Origin of the sequence: Gilliamella apicola (assembly GCF_000599985.1) — a bacterium.
Taxonomy (GTDB): Bacteria; Pseudomonadota; Gammaproteobacteria; order Enterobacterales; family Orbaceae; genus Gilliamella; species Gilliamella apicola.
In genome coordinates, this window is sequence record NZ_CP007445.1 from 2,635,861 (window position 1) to 2,655,379 (window position 19,519).

The following is a 19,519-nucleotide window of genomic DNA, read 5'->3' on the forward strand; positions in this document are numbered from 1 at the left end:
TAAAACAAAATGGATACAAAACTGTATAATATTTTGCTCAATTATTTAATGTTTCAGAAAAAACTGAACATTCTGACTTAGAGCAAATTAGCAATAACTTATCCAACAAAGGATTTCAGTTAAATAAAAAATCAGGTAAAAGCTGATTTATCCTTACACAATTTGCAGAAAGCCCTGCAAAATGACGAATATAGTTTATCCCTGTGTATACAGGGAACACAGTATCAGATATAAAAGCAGATAAATTATATGCGGTTTATCCCTGTGTATACAGGGAACACGAGATTATCAGGTGCTTCATACGGAGCTTTTGCGGTTTATCCCTGTGTATACAGGGAACACGCAGATGAGGGAGTAATTGAGGAATGAGGCGGCGGTTTATCCCTGTGTATACAGGGAACACAGTAAAGATGAATATTATGGAGAACATCTAGACGGTTTATCCCTGTGTATACAGGGAACACTTCCTCTTTATTAAAAATTCGATTCATAACGTCGGTTTATCCCTGTGTATACAGGGAACACAAATGCCTGCGCCGCGGGTTCTTGTGTATTCGCGGTTTATCCCTGTGTATACAGGGAACACTACAGGAAAAAAGCACAGCAGTTGCTAAAGCGCGGTTTATCCCTGTGTATACAGGGAACACTCTGAATTCGCTGATCCTAATTCTACTCTTAGCGGTTTATCCCTGTGTATACAGGGAACACATTAATAATGGGAAATTTAGTTGATACAAAGTCGGTTTATCCCTGTGTATACAGGGAACACAGAATATTTTGCAGAATCAGGATCTTTCAATACGGTTTATCCCTGTGTATACAGGGAACACTTCCACCTAAAATCGACAAAGCCTCGCTCGCACGGTTTATCCCTGTGTATACAGGGAACACGTCACTGATTACCTGTTCGGCGAGTTAAGTTTGCGGTTTATCCCTGTGTATACAGGGAACACACGCTCTTTATTTTGACATAACCATTTAATTTCGGTTTATCCCTGTGTATACAGGGAACACCGCACCTGATTTTTTCGAGGTGTATAACCACACGGTTTATCCCTGTGTATACAGGGAACACTAACGCAAGACCGAAACAGCGCAACACCAAAACGGTTTATCCCTGTGTATACAGGGAACACGGTAACACACAACAGACCCTCTGCACAAAGCTCGGTTTATCCCTGTGTATACAGGGAACACTTTCATCATGATCATGTCACCAACTTTCATGTCGGTTTATCCCTGTGTATACAGGGAACACAAAATTATAAATTATTTTTTTATTCAATTCGTCGGTTTATCCCTGTGTATACAGGGAACACGAGTACTAAACTATAGCAATGGAGATGAAAACCGGTTTATCCCTGTGTATACAGGGAACACGTAGATCTGTCCAACCTGCAAATATTGCTCGGCGGTTTATCCCTGTGTATACAGGGAACACTTGGCTAACCACGCCCAGTGACGAGGTCGTAACGGTTTATCCCTGTGTATACAGGGAACACCTATATCACTATAAATCGGCAATGAAAATGAGCGGTTTATCCCTGTGTATACAGGGAACACGTCATGGATTTAATTCCGCTATCCAATAAATGCGGTTTATCCCTGTGTATACAGGGAACACTCTAAATATATATAATTGTTTTATTTAGATTTATTGTCACTCCAAAAATCTACCAATTTTTTTAATTTTTTAAAGAACGTTAACCTATTGATTTTCAATAGGTAAAAAAGAGACTAATCTTAGTCCATCTAAATCTACCGGAACCCTTCTATTAGCGCCATAAGTTTGGAAGTCAAATCCTGATTCTGTATTAGTCGCCCAAGCAAGGACTACATTGCCTTCTTCTGCAAGTTTAACAATTTGTTGCCATATCATTTCTCTTATTGGTTTTGATATGTCACCGATATAAACTCCGGCTCTAATTTCAAGTAACCAAATTGCTAAACGACCACGTAATCGAGGTGGAACATTTTCAGTTACCACAACACACATACTCATATTAGCGACTCCTAAAGCCACTATCGGCTAAAGATTGAGGTTCTGGGATAGCTGGTGGTTGGGCATCATCATGTGGTAGAGGCGGTTCGATACCACCAGCGGACAAAACTTCTTCAATAAGCGGAATTAATATTGCTAATGTCTTCTGGCTTCTAAAAATTTCACGGCAGGCTACACGAACCTCCCGATCGGGATCAATTTTGTTTTTTGCAGCTATTTCAAATGCTTTGGGAACAACTGTATCAAACTTAATAATGTCGGCAATATCATAAACAAATGAGAGTGGTTTTCCACTATGTACAAATCCGATTGCTGGAGCATAGCCAGCCGCTAAAACAGCCGCTTCGGTGATTCCATATAAGCAAGATGTGGCTACACTTATACATTGATTAACCGTATCGCCTTTTTGCCAATCTTTAGGGTCGTATTTTCTTCCGTGCCATTTAACATGATAACGTTTAGCCAGTAATGAATAAGTTTCACGTACGCGCGATCCTTCAATACCTCGTAACTGTTCAATTGAACGACGACTAGGTGCAGGTTCGCCAAATCGTAACTCAAACATTTTTTTGACCACTTTTAAACGTAAATCATCATCTAAAGCCAATTTAGCTTGGTAAAGTAATTTGTCTGATCTTGCTCCACCTGGTTGCCCCGATGAATACATTCTTACGCCTGCTTCACCTACCCAAACAAGCAAGGTTCCAACCATTGCGGCCAATTTGATAGCAGCATGTGAAACTCTGGTGCCTGGTTCTAACATTATGCAAGCGATAGAACCCACTGGAATATGAGTCCTAATGCCTGTTTTATCAATTAATACAAACGCTCCATCTAGAACATCAATTTGTCCATATTGCAAAAAAATCATTGAAGTTCTATTTTTTAAAGGAATAGGATTAAGTGGAATATAAACCATAACCGTTTATCCTATTGATAATGTTTTATCAAGAATAAACCACAACCAAATCCTTTACTTTTGCCTATTCCTTGATAGATGGTATTTAAAAACAATTCAGCATCCGTCACCGTCAACACGCCTTGATAATCAACGCTACTGTAAATAATTGGTTTAAGATCACTTTTTTTAATAAATTGCTGTTGGACATAACTAATTACTGCACAATTTACTTGTTGATCGTTAGTGATTGATAATGAAAATCCTCTGGTTTCACTCTGTTTAATTAACCAGTTTATTGCAGCTTGATTTTGACGAAGTTTTATCTCATTAGTTTCTATTTTTAACCCTTGTTTTCTAATCGGATATTTAGCGTTCATCAACACATCACTACGCTTACCATTTTTAAACACCACTGGATTAGCCCGTAGTGAAAAAAACAATTTCATTCCAGCTGTTAATTTTGGTTGATACGGTTTAGTTTCTATTAAAAATAGTTGATGATTTGAGAGTGGCGCTACTTCCGATAATAGATAATATTGATAACCTTTACCAATTCGCTCTTCACGAAATAAAAAGATCCGTTTTCCTTGATTAGGAAAGAGTTGCCATAACCATTGATGAATTGCATAAGGTCCCGAATTTTGCATTTTCTGTTGCATAATATAAGGAAGTTGGTTTAGTTTTAAAGTAACTCGAGAAAAATACATCTATTCACTCCCTTTCAATTTGCCTGAAAACTGCAGACGACAACTAAATTGCCTGCGCTCACTACTTATTGGTTGATCTTGCCGAAGCTGAATTTTAATTACCTTAAAGTGATCTTCTTGATTAATTTGTTCCCAATAATATTCATCAGCAGTGCTTTCTACTAATTTATCAATAACCGGATCTTGACGATGACACTCTTGATAATGCTTGTCTGCAAAAATAAAAGCATCACTCAATGTTCCTTGATACAAGATAGGTGATAACGGCAACGATAAAGGTGAGTTTTTCCTTCCTGCGTATAATGGAAAAACGGGGTTAAGTAATGCTTGTTGTATTTGGGCTAAACTATAGGGTGCATTTTCAGTTTCAGACATTACAATTTGATAGTAAACATCATTGTAATATTCTCGCTGTGATAATAAAGTTTCTAGATCAAGGAGGTTCTGTCGAATTTCATCAAAACGCGTATGCCATACTTGCTTTTTGTTAGCTCTAGGAGCTTGAACAGTATGAAAATCTCTAAACCAGCTATTATTAGCAATAAAAGGACGAATCGCAAAATAATAATGCTGATTAAAATTATCAATTTGATTATCATCACGTCGAATTCCAAGCGCCGCCGAGACTAATCCCAATAAAGCAGAGCGAGAGGGAATAATATTGCTGTGGCGAATTTCGCCAACAGCAGGTTCGCCCCAAGAGGTAAAAGGGGCATAAATCTGAAAAATAAGATGGTCTATCATCTTGTCGACTCTCCTATTTTTGCGCAACAAAATCTAATGCCGCGCTAAGGGTTCCTTCTCCTGTTTCACTATTGAGAACATAGCGACTATCAGCGCATTGGCCATAAACTTTATCAAATTTATCACGTTGCTCTTCTAAACGGGTAATAGCATCATTAACCAGATCTTGACTACGAATTGGATTAAAATAAGCTACCGCTAAAGAGCGAGGTTGTTGACTCCCTTTTTCTATCAATAAGTAGGAAGTATATGCCCGTGAAGCGAAACTATTTTGCATACCGGTTGGTGCTACTTTGGTGGTTGATTCAGTTAAAGCTTTTAAGGTTTTTTCAACCAATATTTCATCACCATTTAAATTTTCTAATAATAAATCACGGCTGATACAGACATAAGTATAAAACAGTGCAGAGGCAAATCCACGTTCGCCCAAATGTGCTGATCCAGCATCAACATCATTATTATTTAAATCATCAACAGCAGTAAAAAAATCATCCTCAATGGTTACGGTACTTACCCCTAATGCATGAGAAACTTGACACGCAGCTTCAATATTAAATGCCGGGCTATCTGCTAACATTCGTCCGAATAATGCAATATCAATACTACTATTTTCTTTACGCAATAATTTAACTTCATTATCGGTAGGCTCACGTTTTTCACTAATTAATAAATCAACTAATTGTTTAATTGCTTGTTGTTCATAATTACTAATATGTACTAATTGTTCGATTTCTAAATTAGTCAATGGGTCTTTTGGTGATTTTTCATTTTTTACTTTACCAAACTGACCGGCTATTTTAATTGCACTCTCTTTAGCTATTTTTTCAGATATACCATTATCAATCATTGGTTTATATACCCAATCTCGAGCAAAGCGGCGTGAACGAGTGCCAATATGATCACTCAATGATTGATAAAAACAGTCAGAGGTTCGCCAAGCTCTTTTCAAGCTTTGTGACGAAATGCGTAAACGGTCAGTATTACCCATTTTAGCTGTTTTTGGTCGACCTAAATCATCACGGTTTAAGTTTGAGGGAGCATAAGCGGTTAATAGATGTAATTGAATAAATGTAGTCATGATGATTATTCCTTAGTATTAGTTTTAGTATTAGTATTATTTTTAGTTGAAAAGTAGTCCATTTCCCAACGAACAGAAAGGCGTTTAAACGGGTTAGTATCAGCTGGCCAACCATGTTCACGTGCATCCCACTCTTGCATCCATAAAAAGATGCCATCAGCAAGGGAAGTTAGATTAACCCCTTTTTCACCTCGCAACTTAACAGCACGAATTAAACGTTGACAAAATTCCTCAGGGGTTTCACTAGTAAGAAGACGTTCAAATCGCAGTTCAGATAAATAATTGCGTTCGCCACCTTTGATTTTTTCACTTAATTGTGCAGCAAATGGCGATTTATCATTATTCTTTTCTGCAAAAGCAGCCACATTAGCAAATATCTTTAATGCATAATAATGAACTTCTGTTTTAGCTAATTTACTGTCATTATTAATAAGTTTATCAGCTAAAATCCTGTGGCCAGCTTGTGAACATATAAACTCAGATAATGAATATCGACGTAATTCAGCTCGCAATTTGCGTCCATTATAAGTAATACCATTGAATTTACCTTGCCGTTGCTGCAACATAGAAAACCATTCATCAATAATCTTTTTATGGTTATCATTTAAGATGATCAGCTCTTTTGGGGTAGTATCTGACATGTTGTTCTCCCTACATGCTATCAAGACGGTTTATTATTTTTAATCTTTTTGATATTTTTAAGTTTGTTAAAATCTTTAAGTAGTTTTTCTCTTGTACTAATTTTTTCAGAATTGATCATTTGTTGATCTGGATCTGAAAAAGCAGCTTTATCGTAAATTTGGGTGATATATTTCAATAAGGTATTTGTCCAACCTAACAACAAGTGAAAGCGACCATTTGGGTTATCTTTTTCATCAATAAGTTGTTTAACAAATTCATAAAAAGGTATTTCAGTTTCTTTCCAATAAGCAATATCAACGGAACTTGATTGTTTATTGATACTAGCCAAGGCTTTACGTAGTATTGGTAAAGTATCTTTACTAAACTCAAGTGCTAGTGCTATTAACTCTTTAATATCACTATCTGGGTCAGCAAATATTGGATAGACAGGAAAGTTATGTTCATACCAGCAGCGAGCTTTCATATTCTCAAAATCATAACCAAAACACCAAAGGTGATATTCTTCGGTAGATTCCAAGTCACGATAATCATGAGCGTTTACAACTTGAGCTGGCTGGTTATCATCATTAGTAGTAACCATTCCTAACCAATCGCGATAAATTAACCCTCCAGGCTGACCTTTGATGGCAATCGGTGCACCCGTTTTACTGTCTGTTCGATAAGGAGATAAAGGATGCCGCCAGTTTTGATATTGAACACCATAATTTTTAGTTTGATAATGGCTAATAAGTTCGGACGACTCCTCACCACAAAGATCACAATTGCCTTGCGTTATATTGTCAAAATCTAGCTCAATTCGACGAGGCATACCCCAAAAAGCTTGACAAAAATTAGCTTGTTCAGGATATACACTTAAATTTTTGGGCGGTTCACTGGTTATGGTTTTGTTTAACCATGGAAAGACAGTTTCATCATAGCGTTGTGGTTTTTCATCATCATTAAGTGGCACTACATTTAACCATAATTTTTTCCATAATGGTGTTGGCGAGTTCAGCTCAGGCATTATTAAAGTGGTAATTGGTCCTCCGCCTCGCAAACTGACTCGATGCCCTTGTCCACCTGCTGGGGCATTAGTTTGTAAAGTAAATAATGCCATAACAGCACAATGTGGGCAGATAGCCTTAACAAAATCCCGCTTAATAAAATGATCTGTATTTCTCTTTAAAGCATTTTCACCAGGCGCTTCAACCAATAAACCCGATATTGGTACTTTATTACCATTTAATGGTGTAAAGTCTTGCATAAAAGCAGGTTTAGTAGCACCAAATTGCATTGCTGGTTTAATTTGTTCAAATGCTTTATCTAGCTGTGATTGTGGTATTCCCTCATCCCAATAGTCTAACCATTCATCATTATTTTTGGGGTAACAAGCAGTTTGTAGTAAACCAATAAGAAATTGGTATGCAGCACCTTGAAAATCAGGTCTAAAATAGGCTAAATCAAAAATGGTTTCATCAATTAACTGACTGGGTTTAATTTTACTTATCTGACCATTAAAATGTCTTACAGGAATCCATTCATGGTCTAACAATGATAAAGTAGGCAATTTATACTCCTTTTTCCAGTTTGAAATAAGCGAAATATAAATTATTCCGCTTATCGGTTTAAGCTTAAATCATTTAATTCTATATGAAGCTGATTTATTGATTTCAAAACTTAAAGTATACGATCGAATTTTTTGATCATTTGTTATATGCATTAATTCAATTGCCCATCGATTTTTTCGGTAATTAAACATATTTCCTAGAGAATTACATATTGGTAATAATTTTCTTAATAAAAACATAAAACCTTCTCCTTATAAAAAAATTGGAAAATATTAGCAATGCTGTATACTCAATGAGTACTTATATCGATGGTTATTTCATGCAATGCTGATAATGTATAGCTAGTATGTTCTAGCCATTTTTAATTTAACATATAATTTTCTAATTAACAACAAAAAAGACAAGATAGTTATTAATAATTAAATAAGATAGCTAGTAATAATTATGATAATAAATTTATTTATGTTACAATCCTACTATTAGTTGTAATCAATGTTCCTTATCTTGATAGGGATAAACCTATAGCAATTAATAATTAAAATCAGTTCCCCACTCTCGTGGGGATTTTCGTTTCAAAGTCAAATAAGTATAAAATCGTTATTATTTTAACGGATATCAATCTTTAAAAATGTGAGCTTAGTTTCCTTTTTTAAATTTTTTTGTTTTTATCTACTCTTTCTATTTATCTGATAACTCGATATTTTAATGTTATGGCTATTGACCTTTAACGCACTTTCTGCCTAGTGTTGTTAGGTCAAAAACCGATATTATGTGCGACTTTAATTTGACGATTTGGATAGCTTAGTGTTTATAATACTTAATTAAACTCTAAAAACGTTAATTACCTAAAAATGTTACCCACATTGAGAAAGTTATGATTAAAAAAAGTAATGACAATTATCAATCAAATAATAATGTAAGTAATATCAGTAATCAGTCTGAATATAGTGATTTACCACAGAAACAATCTCGATTTTGTTCAATCATTAACAAATTAATTCCCTTTGCAATGCTTTGGGGCAGTTTAATGTTAATGTATGGCGTAATATGCATGTATACCAATAGTATGGGACAAGATGAGTTTTATCGCTTTATCTTCTTTTTACGTAGTCCTTTTGTTGTTGTGCTCAATTGCTTAGCATTATTGGTTGCTATTTTTCATTCAATAAGTTGGTTTAACTTAGCCCCTAAAGTTATTTTTTCAACAAGCTCAAATAAGAGAACACAAGATTATTTATTTACTGCTGGTTTATGGTTAGTGACAATCGCTATTTCAATTTGCTTAGTGTTATTTGTTTTAAAATAGATGGTATTTATCCGATGAAAAATCAAGAAATTAAAACTACACATTCAAAGGGTAGTCTTGCAAAAGGATTATTTGCTTTAGGTGGAACATGGGCTGCGATCTTTTTGCCAGCCATTATGATAATAATTGCGTTCATTATTCCTTTTGGTAATGCAACAACTCGTTCTTATATACTTAAAGTAGCAAATACAGAAACAGGTAAATTATTTTTATTTTTAATGATTTCGTTACCTATTTGGTGCGCATTACAGAAGATTATCACGATTTTACATCATCATAAAATCTATCCAAAGCGGGAAAAAATACTAACCGTTGCGTTAGCCCTTGCATGGACTATCCATGCAGTTTATATTTTATTTGTCCGAAGTTAACTAAAACAGCATTTGATATAATTAATCAATAAAAAGCGTTATCCAGTTGGTTAACGCAGATTAAAGTTAAACATCAATAATAGGTTATTTCTCTAACAATATTAGTTTGTTTATTTTTTTGATCTTGTCTTATTTTAGTCGCGGTGAGCCAATCATTTTTGTCATCAAAGGTTAAGAATTGAGTGGTATAATTCACCACATCTTTACTTGCCGATAGATAAGCTGATTGTATTGCAGTTAAGCGGTAATTATTATCGTATTGATATAAAAAGTTACTTTCATTTTGGGTATTATTACTGAACTGATATAAAACTTTAGCTAATTGATGTTGTTGATAATTAAAGGTATAAGCTGACGCACCATTTTGATCAACACCAGTAAATTTACCCTTATCATCAATCCCTTTAACTTTCCATTGTACCTGTTTGCTGATCAGACAATTGTTACTATCATATTGGTAACTATCCGTTGCAGTGAAGATAAAGTCTAATGCTTTTTTTGCTTGTTGTGATTCAACTATTTTACCTTGTTCATCGGTTTTAAATTGAATGATACTGCTTGTTTTATATTCCAGATCTTCAATAAAGTTTTCCCAACCAACGGCTGTTTTTTGCAAATTTTCTGAATAAACACGTTTATTATTATCCGAGTACAAAATATATTGGCTTTGAGTAATTAATCCATTTTCATCATAATTGAGGATATGTTTAGCCGTTGACTCATTACGATTATTAATTATTGTTGTCGATGTTCTAACTTCATGTTTAATACCTTGAATGGGTAAATCAATAAAATCTAAAATTTGAAAAATATAATTATTTGCTTGCACCCTATTTTGAGCAGGATCTTCACCACAATTTAACGCCATTACAGTTGGTGAAAGTAACAACGTACAGAGTGTTATTGAACAAGGTAATGTTTGTTTTTTCATGGCTAACCTATAAATAGAGATAAATATTCATTCATTGGTAATCGTGAACTAAATTCAACCATAGCTTTATGTATAACTACTTTTTGCGCATTAATAACGCGTTTTCCCAATCGACCTTTTTTTCTTGTTTTTGATTTTGTGAATTATCATTTTTATGATCATTCTTTTCTATTTTTTCAGCTTTATCGGCATGAATTAGGGTTTTGTTTCCTCTACGAGGCGGTTTATCTAAAAATGACAGTAACGCTTTGGTATATTCATGTTCGCAAGAATAAAAGATCTTTTCTCGTGATCCTTGCTCGACAATTTGTGCATCTTTCATAACTATGACTTGATGACATATTGAATAAACTAACGCTAAATCATGACTAATAAAGAGATAACTGAGCCGATGTTTTTCCTGTAACGATTTGAGTAACTCAATGATTTGCTTTTGAATAGTATGATCTAAAGATGAAGTTGGTTCATCTAAAATCAGTAATTCTGGTTGTAAAATTAATGCTCGAGCAATAGCTATACGTTGACGTTGTCCACCGGAAAATTCGGTTGGATAGCGAAAACGTAAATCAGGATCGAGACCAACTTCTTGCATAATTTCAATTACCGCTTTTTCACGTTCATTTTTACTCAGTTTTTTATGAGTAACTAAACCTTCGCTGATAATTTGCTCAACATTAAAACGAGGATTGAGTGACGAAAACGGATCTTGGAACACAACTTGGATGCGGCTCCTAAATGGTAACAGTTTTTTACCCTTTAAATTCTGTATTGGGTGGCTATCAAATAAGATTTCACCTTCAGATTTAATCAATCGTAAAATAGCCAAAGCTGTTGTACTTTTTCCTGAACCTGACTCACCGACAATACCCACTGTTTCACCTTGGTGTATCGTCAAACCCACATTATCAACAATTCTTTTTTGTTCGTGACTAAATAGCCTTTTTTTAGTTATTACATCTACATTAAGATGGTTAACGCTAAGCAGTATTCCTGGCGTTTGAGGTAAAACAACCGGATCGCCACTTGGTTCGGAATTTAGCAAGGTTTGAGTATATTCATGTTCAGGACGCAAAAAGATACGTTGTTTACTGTTATATTCAACAATTTTACCTTGTTGCATAACGGCCACTTTATCAGCTAACTTTTTGACAATACCAAGGTTATGCGAAATAAATAACATACTCATATTCAATTCATTTTTAAGCTCTTTAAGTAATTGAATAATCTGAGCCTGTACGGATACATCTAATGCGGTAGTAGGTTCATCAGCAATTAATAATTTAGGATGGGTTAGAATTGCCATAGCAATCATAACTCGCTGTCGCTCTCCACCCGATAGCTGATGAGGAAAAGCAGATAATTTATTTTTTGGTTCTTTAATTCCAACACGATCGAGATATTGCAAAATTTCGCTACGGGCAGCATTAGGCCGCATACCGCGATGCAATGAAAGTACTTCATAAAGCTGTTTTTCAACGGTATGTAATGGATTGAGCGACACCATCGGTTCTTGGAAAATCATACTAATTTGATTTCCACGAATTTTACGAAGCTCTTTATCGGGTGCATGAAGCAAAGATTGCCCTGCAAATAAAATATCACCCATTGGGTAACTCACCTGCTCTTTACGTAATAAACGTAAAATAGACAATGCAGTCACACTTTTGCCTGAACCTGACTCACCAACTAAAGCAAGTGTTTCTTGTTCATCAATGTTAAAACTAACATTGCTTACAACACGCAATTGTGATTGTGTATCACGTTTGAAAGCAATACTTAAATCTTCAACAGATAATAAAGTAGAACTCATCGATACACTCCCTTGTTTGGATCGAAAGCATCTCTGATTGCTTCACCAATAAAAATAAGCAATGATAGCAAAGTTGCAATAATTAAAAATGAACTAATACCAAGCCAAGGTGCTTGCAAATTATTTTTACCTTGTAGTAACAAACGACCAAGAGATGGCGAATCAATCGGTAAACCAAAACCTAGAAAATCCAGAGAAGTTAATGTTGTAATTGAACCACATAAAATAAAAGGTAAAAATGTTAATGTTGCAACCATTGCATTCGGTAAAATATGACGAAACATAATTTTGCTGTCGCCGACACCCATTGCTTTGGCAGCACGGATATAATCAAAATTACGGGTACGCAAAAATTCAGTACGTACAATAGCTGATAAAGCCATCCAACCAAATAATACCGTTATCCCGAGTAACCACCAAAAATCAAGCGGTAAAATACTCGCCAGTAAAATAATCACAAATAGCTCAGGTAATCCACACCAAATTTCGATAAAACGTTGTCCAATCAAATCAATTTTGCCACCATAATAACCTTGAACTGCGCCGATAATAACTGAAATGATCGTGGTAAAAAGTGTCAATAAAATGGCAAAGAACATAGAAATACGAAAACCATATAATATATTTGCCAATACATCAAAACCAGCATCGGTCGTACCTAACCAATGGGAAAGTGATGGTGAAGTTGGAAACGTGCTTGGCGTATCATAAATTAACGTATTATAGCTATAACGAAATAGAGGCCATAAAATCCAACCATCTGCTTCTATTTTATGTTGCACAGCCGGATCTAAAAAATTTGTTTGAGTATCAAATTGTCCACCGAATTCACTTTCAGGATAAAAATGAAAAATCGGTGAATAATAATTATCCTGATATTTAATAAAAATCGGTTTATCGTTAGCAATAAAATCAGAAAATAGGCTAATTACAAAAAAAATCATAAATAACCAAAGCGAATAGTATCCACGCCGATTGTGCTTAAATCGTTGCCAACGTTGCTGATTAATAGAGTAATTACTAGTCATCAATTGCGAGCCTCAAAGTCAATGCGTGGGTCAATTATCATATAAGATAAATCGGATAATAGCTTAGCAATTAGTCCGATTAACGTAAAAATATACAACGAGCCAAAAATAACTGGGTAGTCTCGTTGAATGATCGCTTCATACCCCAATAGCCCAAGCCCATTGAGTGAAAAAATAATTTCTATCAGTAACGAACCGGTAAATAAGATACCGACAAATGCAGCTGGAAAGCCCGATACAATAAGTAAAGTTGCATTACGAAACACATGTTTATAAAGAATTTGTCGCTCGCTTAGACCTTTGGCTCTAGCGGTTATGACATATTGTTTACGGATTTCATCTAAAAATGAATTTTTGGTTAGCATGGTTAACGATGCAAAACCACTGATCACCATTGCAATAGTCGGTAAACAGATATGCCAAGCATAATCTTTTACCTTACCCCAAAAATCGAGCTGTTCAAAATGGTTGGAAACTAATCCTCGTAATGGGAAAATATCCCAATAACTTCCACCCGCAAACAGTACAATGAGTAACACCGCCAATAAAAAAGCGGGTATTGCATAGCCAATAATGATTAACGTACTTGACCAAAAATCAAAAGCCGATCCATCTTTAACCGCCTTTCGTATCCCTAAAGGAATCGAAATAAGATAGACAATGAGAGTACTCCAAAGGCCGAGTGAAATCGAAACAGGTAAACTTTTAATAATTAAACCTATTACAGATTCACTTTTAAAAAAGCTATTGCCAAAATCAAACATGACATATTTTTTTAATGTTTCAAAATAACGTTCTATTATTGGTTTATCAAAACCGTACTGTTTTTCGATCATGGTCACAATTTGTGGATCAAGCCCGCGCGATCCACGATAAGTTGACTCATTTTTAGGTTGTTGCAATTTTACAGCGCTATTATCACCTCCCGGCAAAATAGCTTGCCCTGCTTCTGGGCCATTTTCAATCAGTGCTAATGCTTGATCAACTGGGCCTCCTGGCGCTACTTGTACAATAAAAAAGTTAATCGTTAAAATAACAAACAGTGTAGGAATAATGAGTAATAATCGTCGAATAAGATAATTAAGCATGTTAATGTTTCCGATTTTTAGTCAGGCTAGCTGCTTTATCTGCATCATACCACCAACTATCTACACCAATAGCGTAAGCGGGTTGAACATCTGGCTGCCCAAATTTGTTCCAATATGCATAGTAAGTATTGCTGTTATACCACATTGGAATCATAGGATATTCTTGAGTTAAGATGCGATCAAGAGCGCGCCCAAGAGGAATGAGCTGAGCTTCATTATCTAAATTTTTAGTAATTTCAGCGATAATTCCATCAATTGCTGGATTATGTAATCCTGATGCATTCCATGATGAATTAAGATATTCACTTCCCCAAAGGATCATTAAGTCTGATGAGGGATAATTTTCAGCACCATAAGTACGTGGCATCATATCATAATCACGCTCACGCAAACGACGTGTGAACTGAGCATAATCAAGTGACACGATTTTCATTGTGATACCTAAACGAGCTAAGTTTTGCTGAAAAGGTATCGCATATTTAATATCATCCCCAAGATATGTAACAAGTTCAAATTCAAAAGGTTGATTGGTTTTAGCATTGACTAATTTACCTTCTTTAATAATCCATCCAGCTTGTTGAAGTAAGTCAGTCGCTTTTAATAAATTATCACGATTAAACCCAAGACCATCACTTTTAGGAATGTAAAAGGCATTCTCAAACGCCCGTTCAGGAATAATATCTTTATATTGATTAAGCCATTTTAACTCTTGTTCACTTGGCGTACCTATCGCCGCATAAATAGTATTTTCAAAAAAACTGTAAGGTCTTTTGTAGCTATCATAATAAAAAGCGTGATTTAACCATTGAAAATCAAAAGCTAAAGTAATTGCTTCACGAACTTTAACATCATTAAACAAATCTTTTTGCAAATTAAATGCTAACCATTTGGTATCTATAGCCGTTTGAATCGGTTTTTCCTGTTTGATAATATTATTCGAATCAAAATATTGGCCTTGATATTGAGTAAACCAATTTTTAGGCTGTCCCTCACCACGAAGATCATATTCACCAGCTTTAAAAGCTTCTAATGAAATACTACTATCCATATAGTATTCAATGCGTTTTTCATCGAAATTATTCATCCCTTTATTAACGGGTAAATTACTTGCCCAATAGTTAGGATTGCGTCGATAAACCACAAAATGTCCCATTTTATAATCACTGATATAGTAAGGGCCACTGCCCACAGGTGGCGTAGCAATTGGTTCAGAAAAATTGTGGTTTTGCCAAAAATGTTGCGGTATAACGGGCATATTACCAATAAAGGATAATAACTTTTCTCGATCTGTTTCAGGTAAATCAATGCGCACATGGTAATCATCTAGCGCTTTAACAGTAATACCCTGATTATATACACGATATTGTGGAACACCTTCAGTCATAAATTTTTGAAAGGTAAATTCAACATCATGTGCCGTAATTGGTTTGCCATCTTGAAAACGGGCATCGGAATTAATAGCAACTTCCGCCCAACGATAATTGTCAGAATAGGTAACGGATGTCGCAATTAATGGATAAAAACTGGTAATATCATCCGCTAAGTTTGTAAAAAGGGTGTCGTATAATGATCCTGAGTTTTTTTCGGGCGCACCTCGACTAGCATAACGATTAAAATTATCAAAAGTGCCTATTTCAGCGAGCTTGATCGTTCCACCTTTTGGTGCTTTTGGATTTACATAATCAAGATGATCAAAATCTTCAGGATATTTAGGCTCACCTAATAAAGAAAAAGTAGTTTTACGATAGATTTTTTCAGTAACTTGAACAGGTCCAACAAAATTAGCCTGATCATTTGTTAATGGTTGGCTAGGTAAAACAGCATCAGCGTTAGCCTCTGTTGCTGTTGGCGATTGTTCTGCCTGAGTTTCTTGAGCATTAACCGTCATAGAACAAATAACTAACCCACTTATACAACTTGTTATAAGTATTGTGTTTATTTTTTGTTTGATTTGGTTAATCATCCTATTGTCATTCCTGTTTAATCACTCGTATAAATATTGGTAAGTGCCATTGAAATTATTGTCTTGATGATTCAAAACAATTATCCCATCTATAATAGGTCATCTATTTTGCCAAACTTCAACTAAATGAGCAAAACCTAATTAATAAATTCAAGAACCAACACAATAGTTAATATTATTATATTCATTAATAACGCTCTTTATGGGTTGATAAACATAACACTTAATCCATTTGTTTTTTTAAAAAACTAATTTTCTTTGTAAAAAAGTTTGAGGTTAACATAACGTTTCAGTATAAAACGCTAAATTATTACCTGTATTTTTATGTTAAACCAGTTATATTAATGAATAAATTATAAGCTTTCTATTCATTAGAATCTAAATAGATTAGTAAATAACCTTAACAAATTAATTAACGACAAAAAATTGATTTACTAGCACAATATCTGTTTAGCACAATGATAGGACAGATAATAAAGTTAATTATATGAAATTATTTATTTTTATATCATTCACTTTGTTATCCAATAAAAATATGAATCAATCTATCGACAATTAAAAAGGGATAATAATTATAATGGCGGAATCTTTTTATCAATATTGGGGAAAATGTCGACAAAATGCCGATAATTCTTCCTATCATTTGCTTGCTTATCACAATTTAGATGTAGCGGCATGCGGTTATCAGATAGTCAAACACAATTATTTAAATTCTTTTGAATTATTTGAAAAAATAGGCTTTTCTTCAAATGATAAAGAACAAGCTGCACTTTGGTTTGCCTATTTTTTAGCTTGGCATGATATTGGTAAATTTGCTAATGGATTTCAAAAACTATTTAAGCACAATAACCCACAACTTGTTGCCGCTGATCCCTCAAAAGAATATTTATCAAGACATGACTCATTGGGTTGGTGGTTATGGCGTGAATTCTTATCACTCAAGCCAGAAATTCAGCTAGACCAATATAATCGAAAAATTAAGAATTTATATAATATTTGGTTACTAATCATGGCTGGGCATCATGGAAAGCCTCCTAAACTACTAAAAGATATAAAAGGTAAGTTAGCATTTAATCAACAAGATAAAGAAAGTGCATCCGATTATATTCAAGCAATTAATCAGCTTTTTATTAAAGATAATAAATTACAACATTATCTAGAATTTTTTTCCGATGAAACACATGAAAAAAAACTGAACCAAATAAGTTGGTTGATTGCTGGTTTAACTGTTATCAGCGATTGGTTAGGATCAAATGAGCAGTTATTCGCATTTAATAGGCAAGTGATGCCATTAATGGAATATTGGCAAAATCATGCAATCATTCAAGCCGAAAATGCCATAGCAACTCTACCCAAATTATCTTCTGTTGCTCAATTTAAGAATATTAAAAATCTCTTTCCCTTTATTGAAAAACCAACACCACTACAAGAGTACGCATTATCCTGTCAATTATTTGATGAAAACCCTGAATTGTTTATTATGGAAGATGTAACGGGTGCAGGAAAAACCGAAGCATCAATGATTTTAGCAAGTCGATTAATGTCAGCCCAAAAAGCACAAGGAATTTATATTGGTCTACCAACTATGGCAACAGCTAATGCTATTTATCAACGCACCGCAAATGTCTACGAAAAATTATATCAAACAGGTAGTCATCCATCATTAGTGTTGACTCACGGCGCTAGCTATATGAATCCAAATTTTACCCAATCCATTTTAACGAACGATCATATCAGCCAACAAAAATATTCTAATGGTGAACAATCTGTCAGTGCTGAATGTAACGAATGGTTTGTTGATACTCGTAAAAAAGCCTTATTAGCAGAAGTTGGCGTAGGTACACTGGATCAGGTTTTAATGGCTATTATGCCTTTTAAACATCAATCATTGCGCTTATTAGGTCTGCAACATAAATTACTTATATTAGATGAGATTCATGCTTATGACAGCTACATGGTAAAGCTGCTAGAAGTATTACTTAATTATCACGCCTCACAAGGCGGTAGCGCCATTATTCTAACTGCCACATTACCTGGCTTTTTACGTGAGAAGTTACTTAATGCATTCAATAAAGGTTTAACAAATAACCAACAAACCTTATCTTTAAATCAGTCATTACCGTTTCCGCTTATAACGAGACTTAATTATCATGGTCTGACTGAACAACCAATAGATACCAGGGAAGAAGTAAAACGTCAGGTTAAAATAGCATGGATTGCCGACATTGAAACCGGTATAACTAGAATTAAACAATCAATAGAACAAGGTAAAATTATCTGTTGGATTAAAAATAGTGTAGCTGATGCTATTGAGTTATATCAGCAACTACAACTTACCTTGAATATCGACACTGATCATATTTTACTTTTTCATAGTCGATTTGCTTTTTGTGATCGACTGGAAATTGAAGAAAAAGCCTTAACATGGGCAGGAAAATCCTCAAATAGTAAAATTCGTCAAGCAAAAGTGATCATTGCAACCCAAGTCATAGAACAATCTTTAGATCTTGATTTTGACGAAATGATAAGTGACATAGCCCCTATCGATCTATTGATACAACGTGCCGGGCGTTTACAACGGCATGTAAGAGATAAATACGGCAATATCAAACCTGATAATAAAGAAAATCTATCAAAAGATGAGCGAGATCCGCCCGTTCTTACTGTGTTTGCGCCACCTTGGCAAGATGAACCGCAAAAAGATTGGCTGGATAATCCTGCTTTTCGCAATACCAGTTATGTATACCCTAATCACGCTTATTTATGGCTCACTCAAAAAATCCTACTTAAGCAAGAATATATCAAAATGCCTCAAGAGGCACGTTTATTGATTGATTCTGTTTATGCTCAAGATATTGAGCTTCCGTCAGGGTTATCAGAAGTTTACAATAAAGAAAAAGGAAAGTCTTTTAGTCACTCTTCTATTGCCAATCAGAGTGTATTAGATATTAACAGTGGTTATAGACGAGGCATTGATAGCTATTGGGATGAAGATGTTGAATTATCCACCCGATTGTCTAAAGATAATATCGATCTATATTTAGCTTATAATGAAGAAAACAAAATAATCCCTTACAGTGTTAATAGTGAATATGCATGGGAACAAAGCCGAGTGCCAATCAGCCGATCAAAATGGGAAAGAATAAAAAAAAGCATTAAACAACTTGACGACATAAGTTTAGAAAAAATTAGACAGCAACTGCATAGACCACAAGCCATCATTGTTTTACTTAAAAAAGGGAAAGACTCATCTTTTTACTCAAAATCATTAGGTTTTTATGCTAACTGATTGAAACACTAGCTATTAAATTTAAGGAAAATTAACCGATTTAAATTAGAGATGAAATGCAATAAAAAATAAGTGAACAAGCAGAAAGTGAAGGAATATCGCATTATTATTC

Annotated in this window: 15 protein-coding genes and 1 CRISPR repeat array; of the genes, 3 read left to right on the top strand and 12 right to left on the bottom strand. The window is 34.6% G+C overall.

The features are described 5' to 3' along the window. Positions 1-191 precede the first annotated feature (191 nt). Positions 192-1,624: a CRISPR direct-repeat array (repeat unit 29 nt; unit sequence CGGTTTATCCCTGTGTATACAGGGAACAC). An 84-nt stretch (positions 1,625-1,708) separates the two neighbouring features. From cas2e to casA, 7 genes are read right to left on the bottom strand one after another with little or no spacing between them, the layout of a single operon-like run. Continuing rightward, positions 1,709-2,002: a type I-E CRISPR-associated endoribonuclease Cas2e gene (gene cas2e, locus GAPWK_RS11790; protein ID WP_025316428.1), complete on the bottom strand. Its 294-nt coding sequence runs from the start codon at positions 2,000-2,002 to the stop codon at positions 1,709-1,711. Position 2,003: 1 nt separating this feature from the next. After that, positions 2,004-2,921 carry a type I-E CRISPR-associated endonuclease Cas1e gene (gene cas1e, locus GAPWK_RS11795; protein WP_025316429.1) on the bottom strand — a complete coding sequence of 306 codons (918 nt, stop codon included), beginning with the start codon at positions 2,919-2,921 and terminating at the stop codon, positions 2,004-2,006. A gap of 11 nt (positions 2,922-2,932) precedes the next feature. Further along, the gene (gene cas6e, locus GAPWK_RS11800; protein WP_025316430.1) at positions 2,933-3,610 is read right to left on the bottom strand and encodes a type I-E CRISPR-associated protein Cas6/Cse3/CasE; all 678 of its coding nucleotides are present in this window, start codon (positions 3,608-3,610) and stop codon (positions 2,933-2,935) included. Next, positions 3,611-4,354: a type I-E CRISPR-associated protein Cas5/CasD gene (gene cas5e, locus GAPWK_RS11805; RefSeq protein ID WP_025316431.1), complete on the bottom strand. Its 744-nt coding sequence runs from the start codon at positions 4,352-4,354 to the stop codon at positions 3,611-3,613. Positions 4,355-4,367: 13 nt separating this feature from the next. Further along, complete coding sequence (gene cas7e, locus GAPWK_RS11810) at positions 4,368-5,432, bottom strand: type I-E CRISPR-associated protein Cas7/Cse4/CasC (protein ID WP_025316432.1); 1,065 nt, start codon at positions 5,430-5,432, stop codon at positions 4,368-4,370. 5 nt (positions 5,433-5,437) lie between these two features. Further along, positions 5,438-6,073: a type I-E CRISPR-associated protein Cse2/CasB gene (casB, locus tag GAPWK_RS11815; protein ID WP_025316433.1), complete on the bottom strand. Its 636-nt coding sequence runs from the start codon at positions 6,071-6,073 to the stop codon at positions 5,438-5,440. 20 nt (positions 6,074-6,093) lie between these two features. Further along, complete coding sequence (gene casA, locus GAPWK_RS11820) at positions 6,094-7,620, bottom strand: type I-E CRISPR-associated protein Cse1/CasA (RefSeq protein ID WP_025316434.1); 1,527 nt, start codon at positions 7,618-7,620, stop codon at positions 6,094-6,096. Positions 7,621-8,495: 875 nt separating this feature from the next. Here casA and GAPWK_RS11825 point away from each other — a divergent pair. Together GAPWK_RS11825 and frdD are read left to right on the top strand one after the other, a co-directional pair. Next, positions 8,496-8,927, top strand: a complete 432-nt coding sequence (locus GAPWK_RS11825) for a hypothetical protein (RefSeq protein ID WP_025316435.1) — start codon at positions 8,496-8,498, stop codon at positions 8,925-8,927. 14 nt (positions 8,928-8,941) lie between these two features. Further along, entirely contained in the window at positions 8,942-9,298 is a 357-nt protein-coding gene (gene frdD, locus GAPWK_RS14340; protein ID WP_025316436.1) for a fumarate reductase subunit FrdD, read from the top strand. A 73-nt stretch (positions 9,299-9,371) separates the two neighbouring features. Here frdD and GAPWK_RS11835 read toward each other — a convergent pair whose 3' ends face one another. The 5 genes from GAPWK_RS11835 to GAPWK_RS11855 form a co-directional block, all read right to left on the bottom strand. Continuing rightward, positions 9,372-10,229, bottom strand: a complete 858-nt coding sequence (locus GAPWK_RS11835) for a hypothetical protein (protein WP_025316437.1) — start codon at positions 10,227-10,229, stop codon at positions 9,372-9,374. A gap of 76 nt (positions 10,230-10,305) precedes the next feature. Further along, complete coding sequence (yejF, locus tag GAPWK_RS11840; protein WP_025316438.1) at positions 10,306-12,039, bottom strand: microcin C ABC transporter ATP-binding protein YejF; 1,734 nt, start codon at positions 12,037-12,039, stop codon at positions 10,306-10,308. Continuing rightward, positions 12,036-13,067: an ABC transporter permease gene (locus GAPWK_RS11845; RefSeq protein WP_025316439.1), complete on the bottom strand. Its 1,032-nt coding sequence runs from the start codon at positions 13,065-13,067 to the stop codon at positions 12,036-12,038. The genes yejF and GAPWK_RS11845 overlap by 4 nt, the downstream gene beginning before the upstream one ends. Beyond that, entirely contained in the window at positions 13,067-14,155 is a 1,089-nt protein-coding gene (locus GAPWK_RS11850) for a microcin C ABC transporter permease YejB (protein WP_025316440.1), read from the bottom strand. The genes GAPWK_RS11845 and GAPWK_RS11850 overlap by 1 nt, the downstream gene beginning before the upstream one ends. A 1-nt stretch (position 14,156) precedes the next feature. Further along, positions 14,157-16,043: an extracellular solute-binding protein gene (locus GAPWK_RS11855; protein ID WP_080692537.1), complete on the bottom strand. Its 1,887-nt coding sequence runs from the start codon at positions 16,041-16,043 to the stop codon at positions 14,157-14,159. A gap of 652 nt (positions 16,044-16,695) precedes the next feature. Here GAPWK_RS11855 and GAPWK_RS11860 point away from each other — a divergent pair. After that, complete coding sequence (locus GAPWK_RS11860) at positions 16,696-19,407, top strand: CRISPR-associated helicase/endonuclease Cas3 (RefSeq protein ID WP_038517540.1); 2,712 nt, start codon at positions 16,696-16,698, stop codon at positions 19,405-19,407. Positions 19,408-19,519: the final 112 nt, after the last annotated feature.

Coding starts and splice junctions, on each gene's coding strand:
- cas2e (WP_025316428.1), bottom strand. CDS start 2,002: ATGAGTATGTGTGTTGTGGTAACTGAAAATGTTCCACCTCGATTACGT.
- cas1e (WP_025316429.1), bottom strand. CDS start 2,921: ATGGTTTATATTCCACTTAATCCTATTCCTTTAAAAAATAGAACTTCA.
- cas6e (WP_025316430.1), bottom strand. CDS start 3,610: ATGTATTTTTCTCGAGTTACTTTAAAACTAAACCAACTTCCTTATATT.
- cas5e (WP_025316431.1), bottom strand. CDS start 4,354: ATGATAGACCATCTTATTTTTCAGATTTATGCCCCTTTTACCTCTTGG.
- cas7e (WP_025316432.1), bottom strand. CDS start 5,432: ATGACTACATTTATTCAATTACATCTATTAACCGCTTATGCTCCCTCA.
- casB (WP_025316433.1), bottom strand. CDS start 6,073: ATGTCAGATACTACCCCAAAAGAGCTGATCATCTTAAATGATAACCAT.
- GAPWK_RS11825 (WP_025316435.1), top strand. CDS start 8,496: ATGATTAAAAAAAGTAATGACAATTATCAATCAAATAATAATGTAAGT.
- frdD (WP_025316436.1), top strand. CDS start 8,942: ATGAAAAATCAAGAAATTAAAACTACACATTCAAAGGGTAGTCTTGCA.
- GAPWK_RS11835 (WP_025316437.1), bottom strand. CDS start 10,229: ATGAAAAAACAAACATTACCTTGTTCAATAACACTCTGTACGTTGTTA.
- yejF (WP_025316438.1), bottom strand. CDS start 12,039: ATGAGTTCTACTTTATTATCTGTTGAAGATTTAAGTATTGCTTTCAAA.
- GAPWK_RS11845 (WP_025316439.1), bottom strand. CDS start 13,067: ATGACTAGTAATTACTCTATTAATCAGCAACGTTGGCAACGATTTAAG.
- GAPWK_RS11850 (WP_025316440.1), bottom strand. CDS start 14,155: ATGCTTAATTATCTTATTCGACGATTATTACTCATTATTCCTACACTG.
- GAPWK_RS11855 (WP_080692537.1), bottom strand. CDS start 16,043: ATGACGGTTAATGCTCAAGAAACTCAGGCAGAACAATCGCCAACAGCA.
- GAPWK_RS11860 (WP_038517540.1), top strand. CDS start 16,696: ATGGCGGAATCTTTTTATCAATATTGGGGAAAATGTCGACAAAATGCC.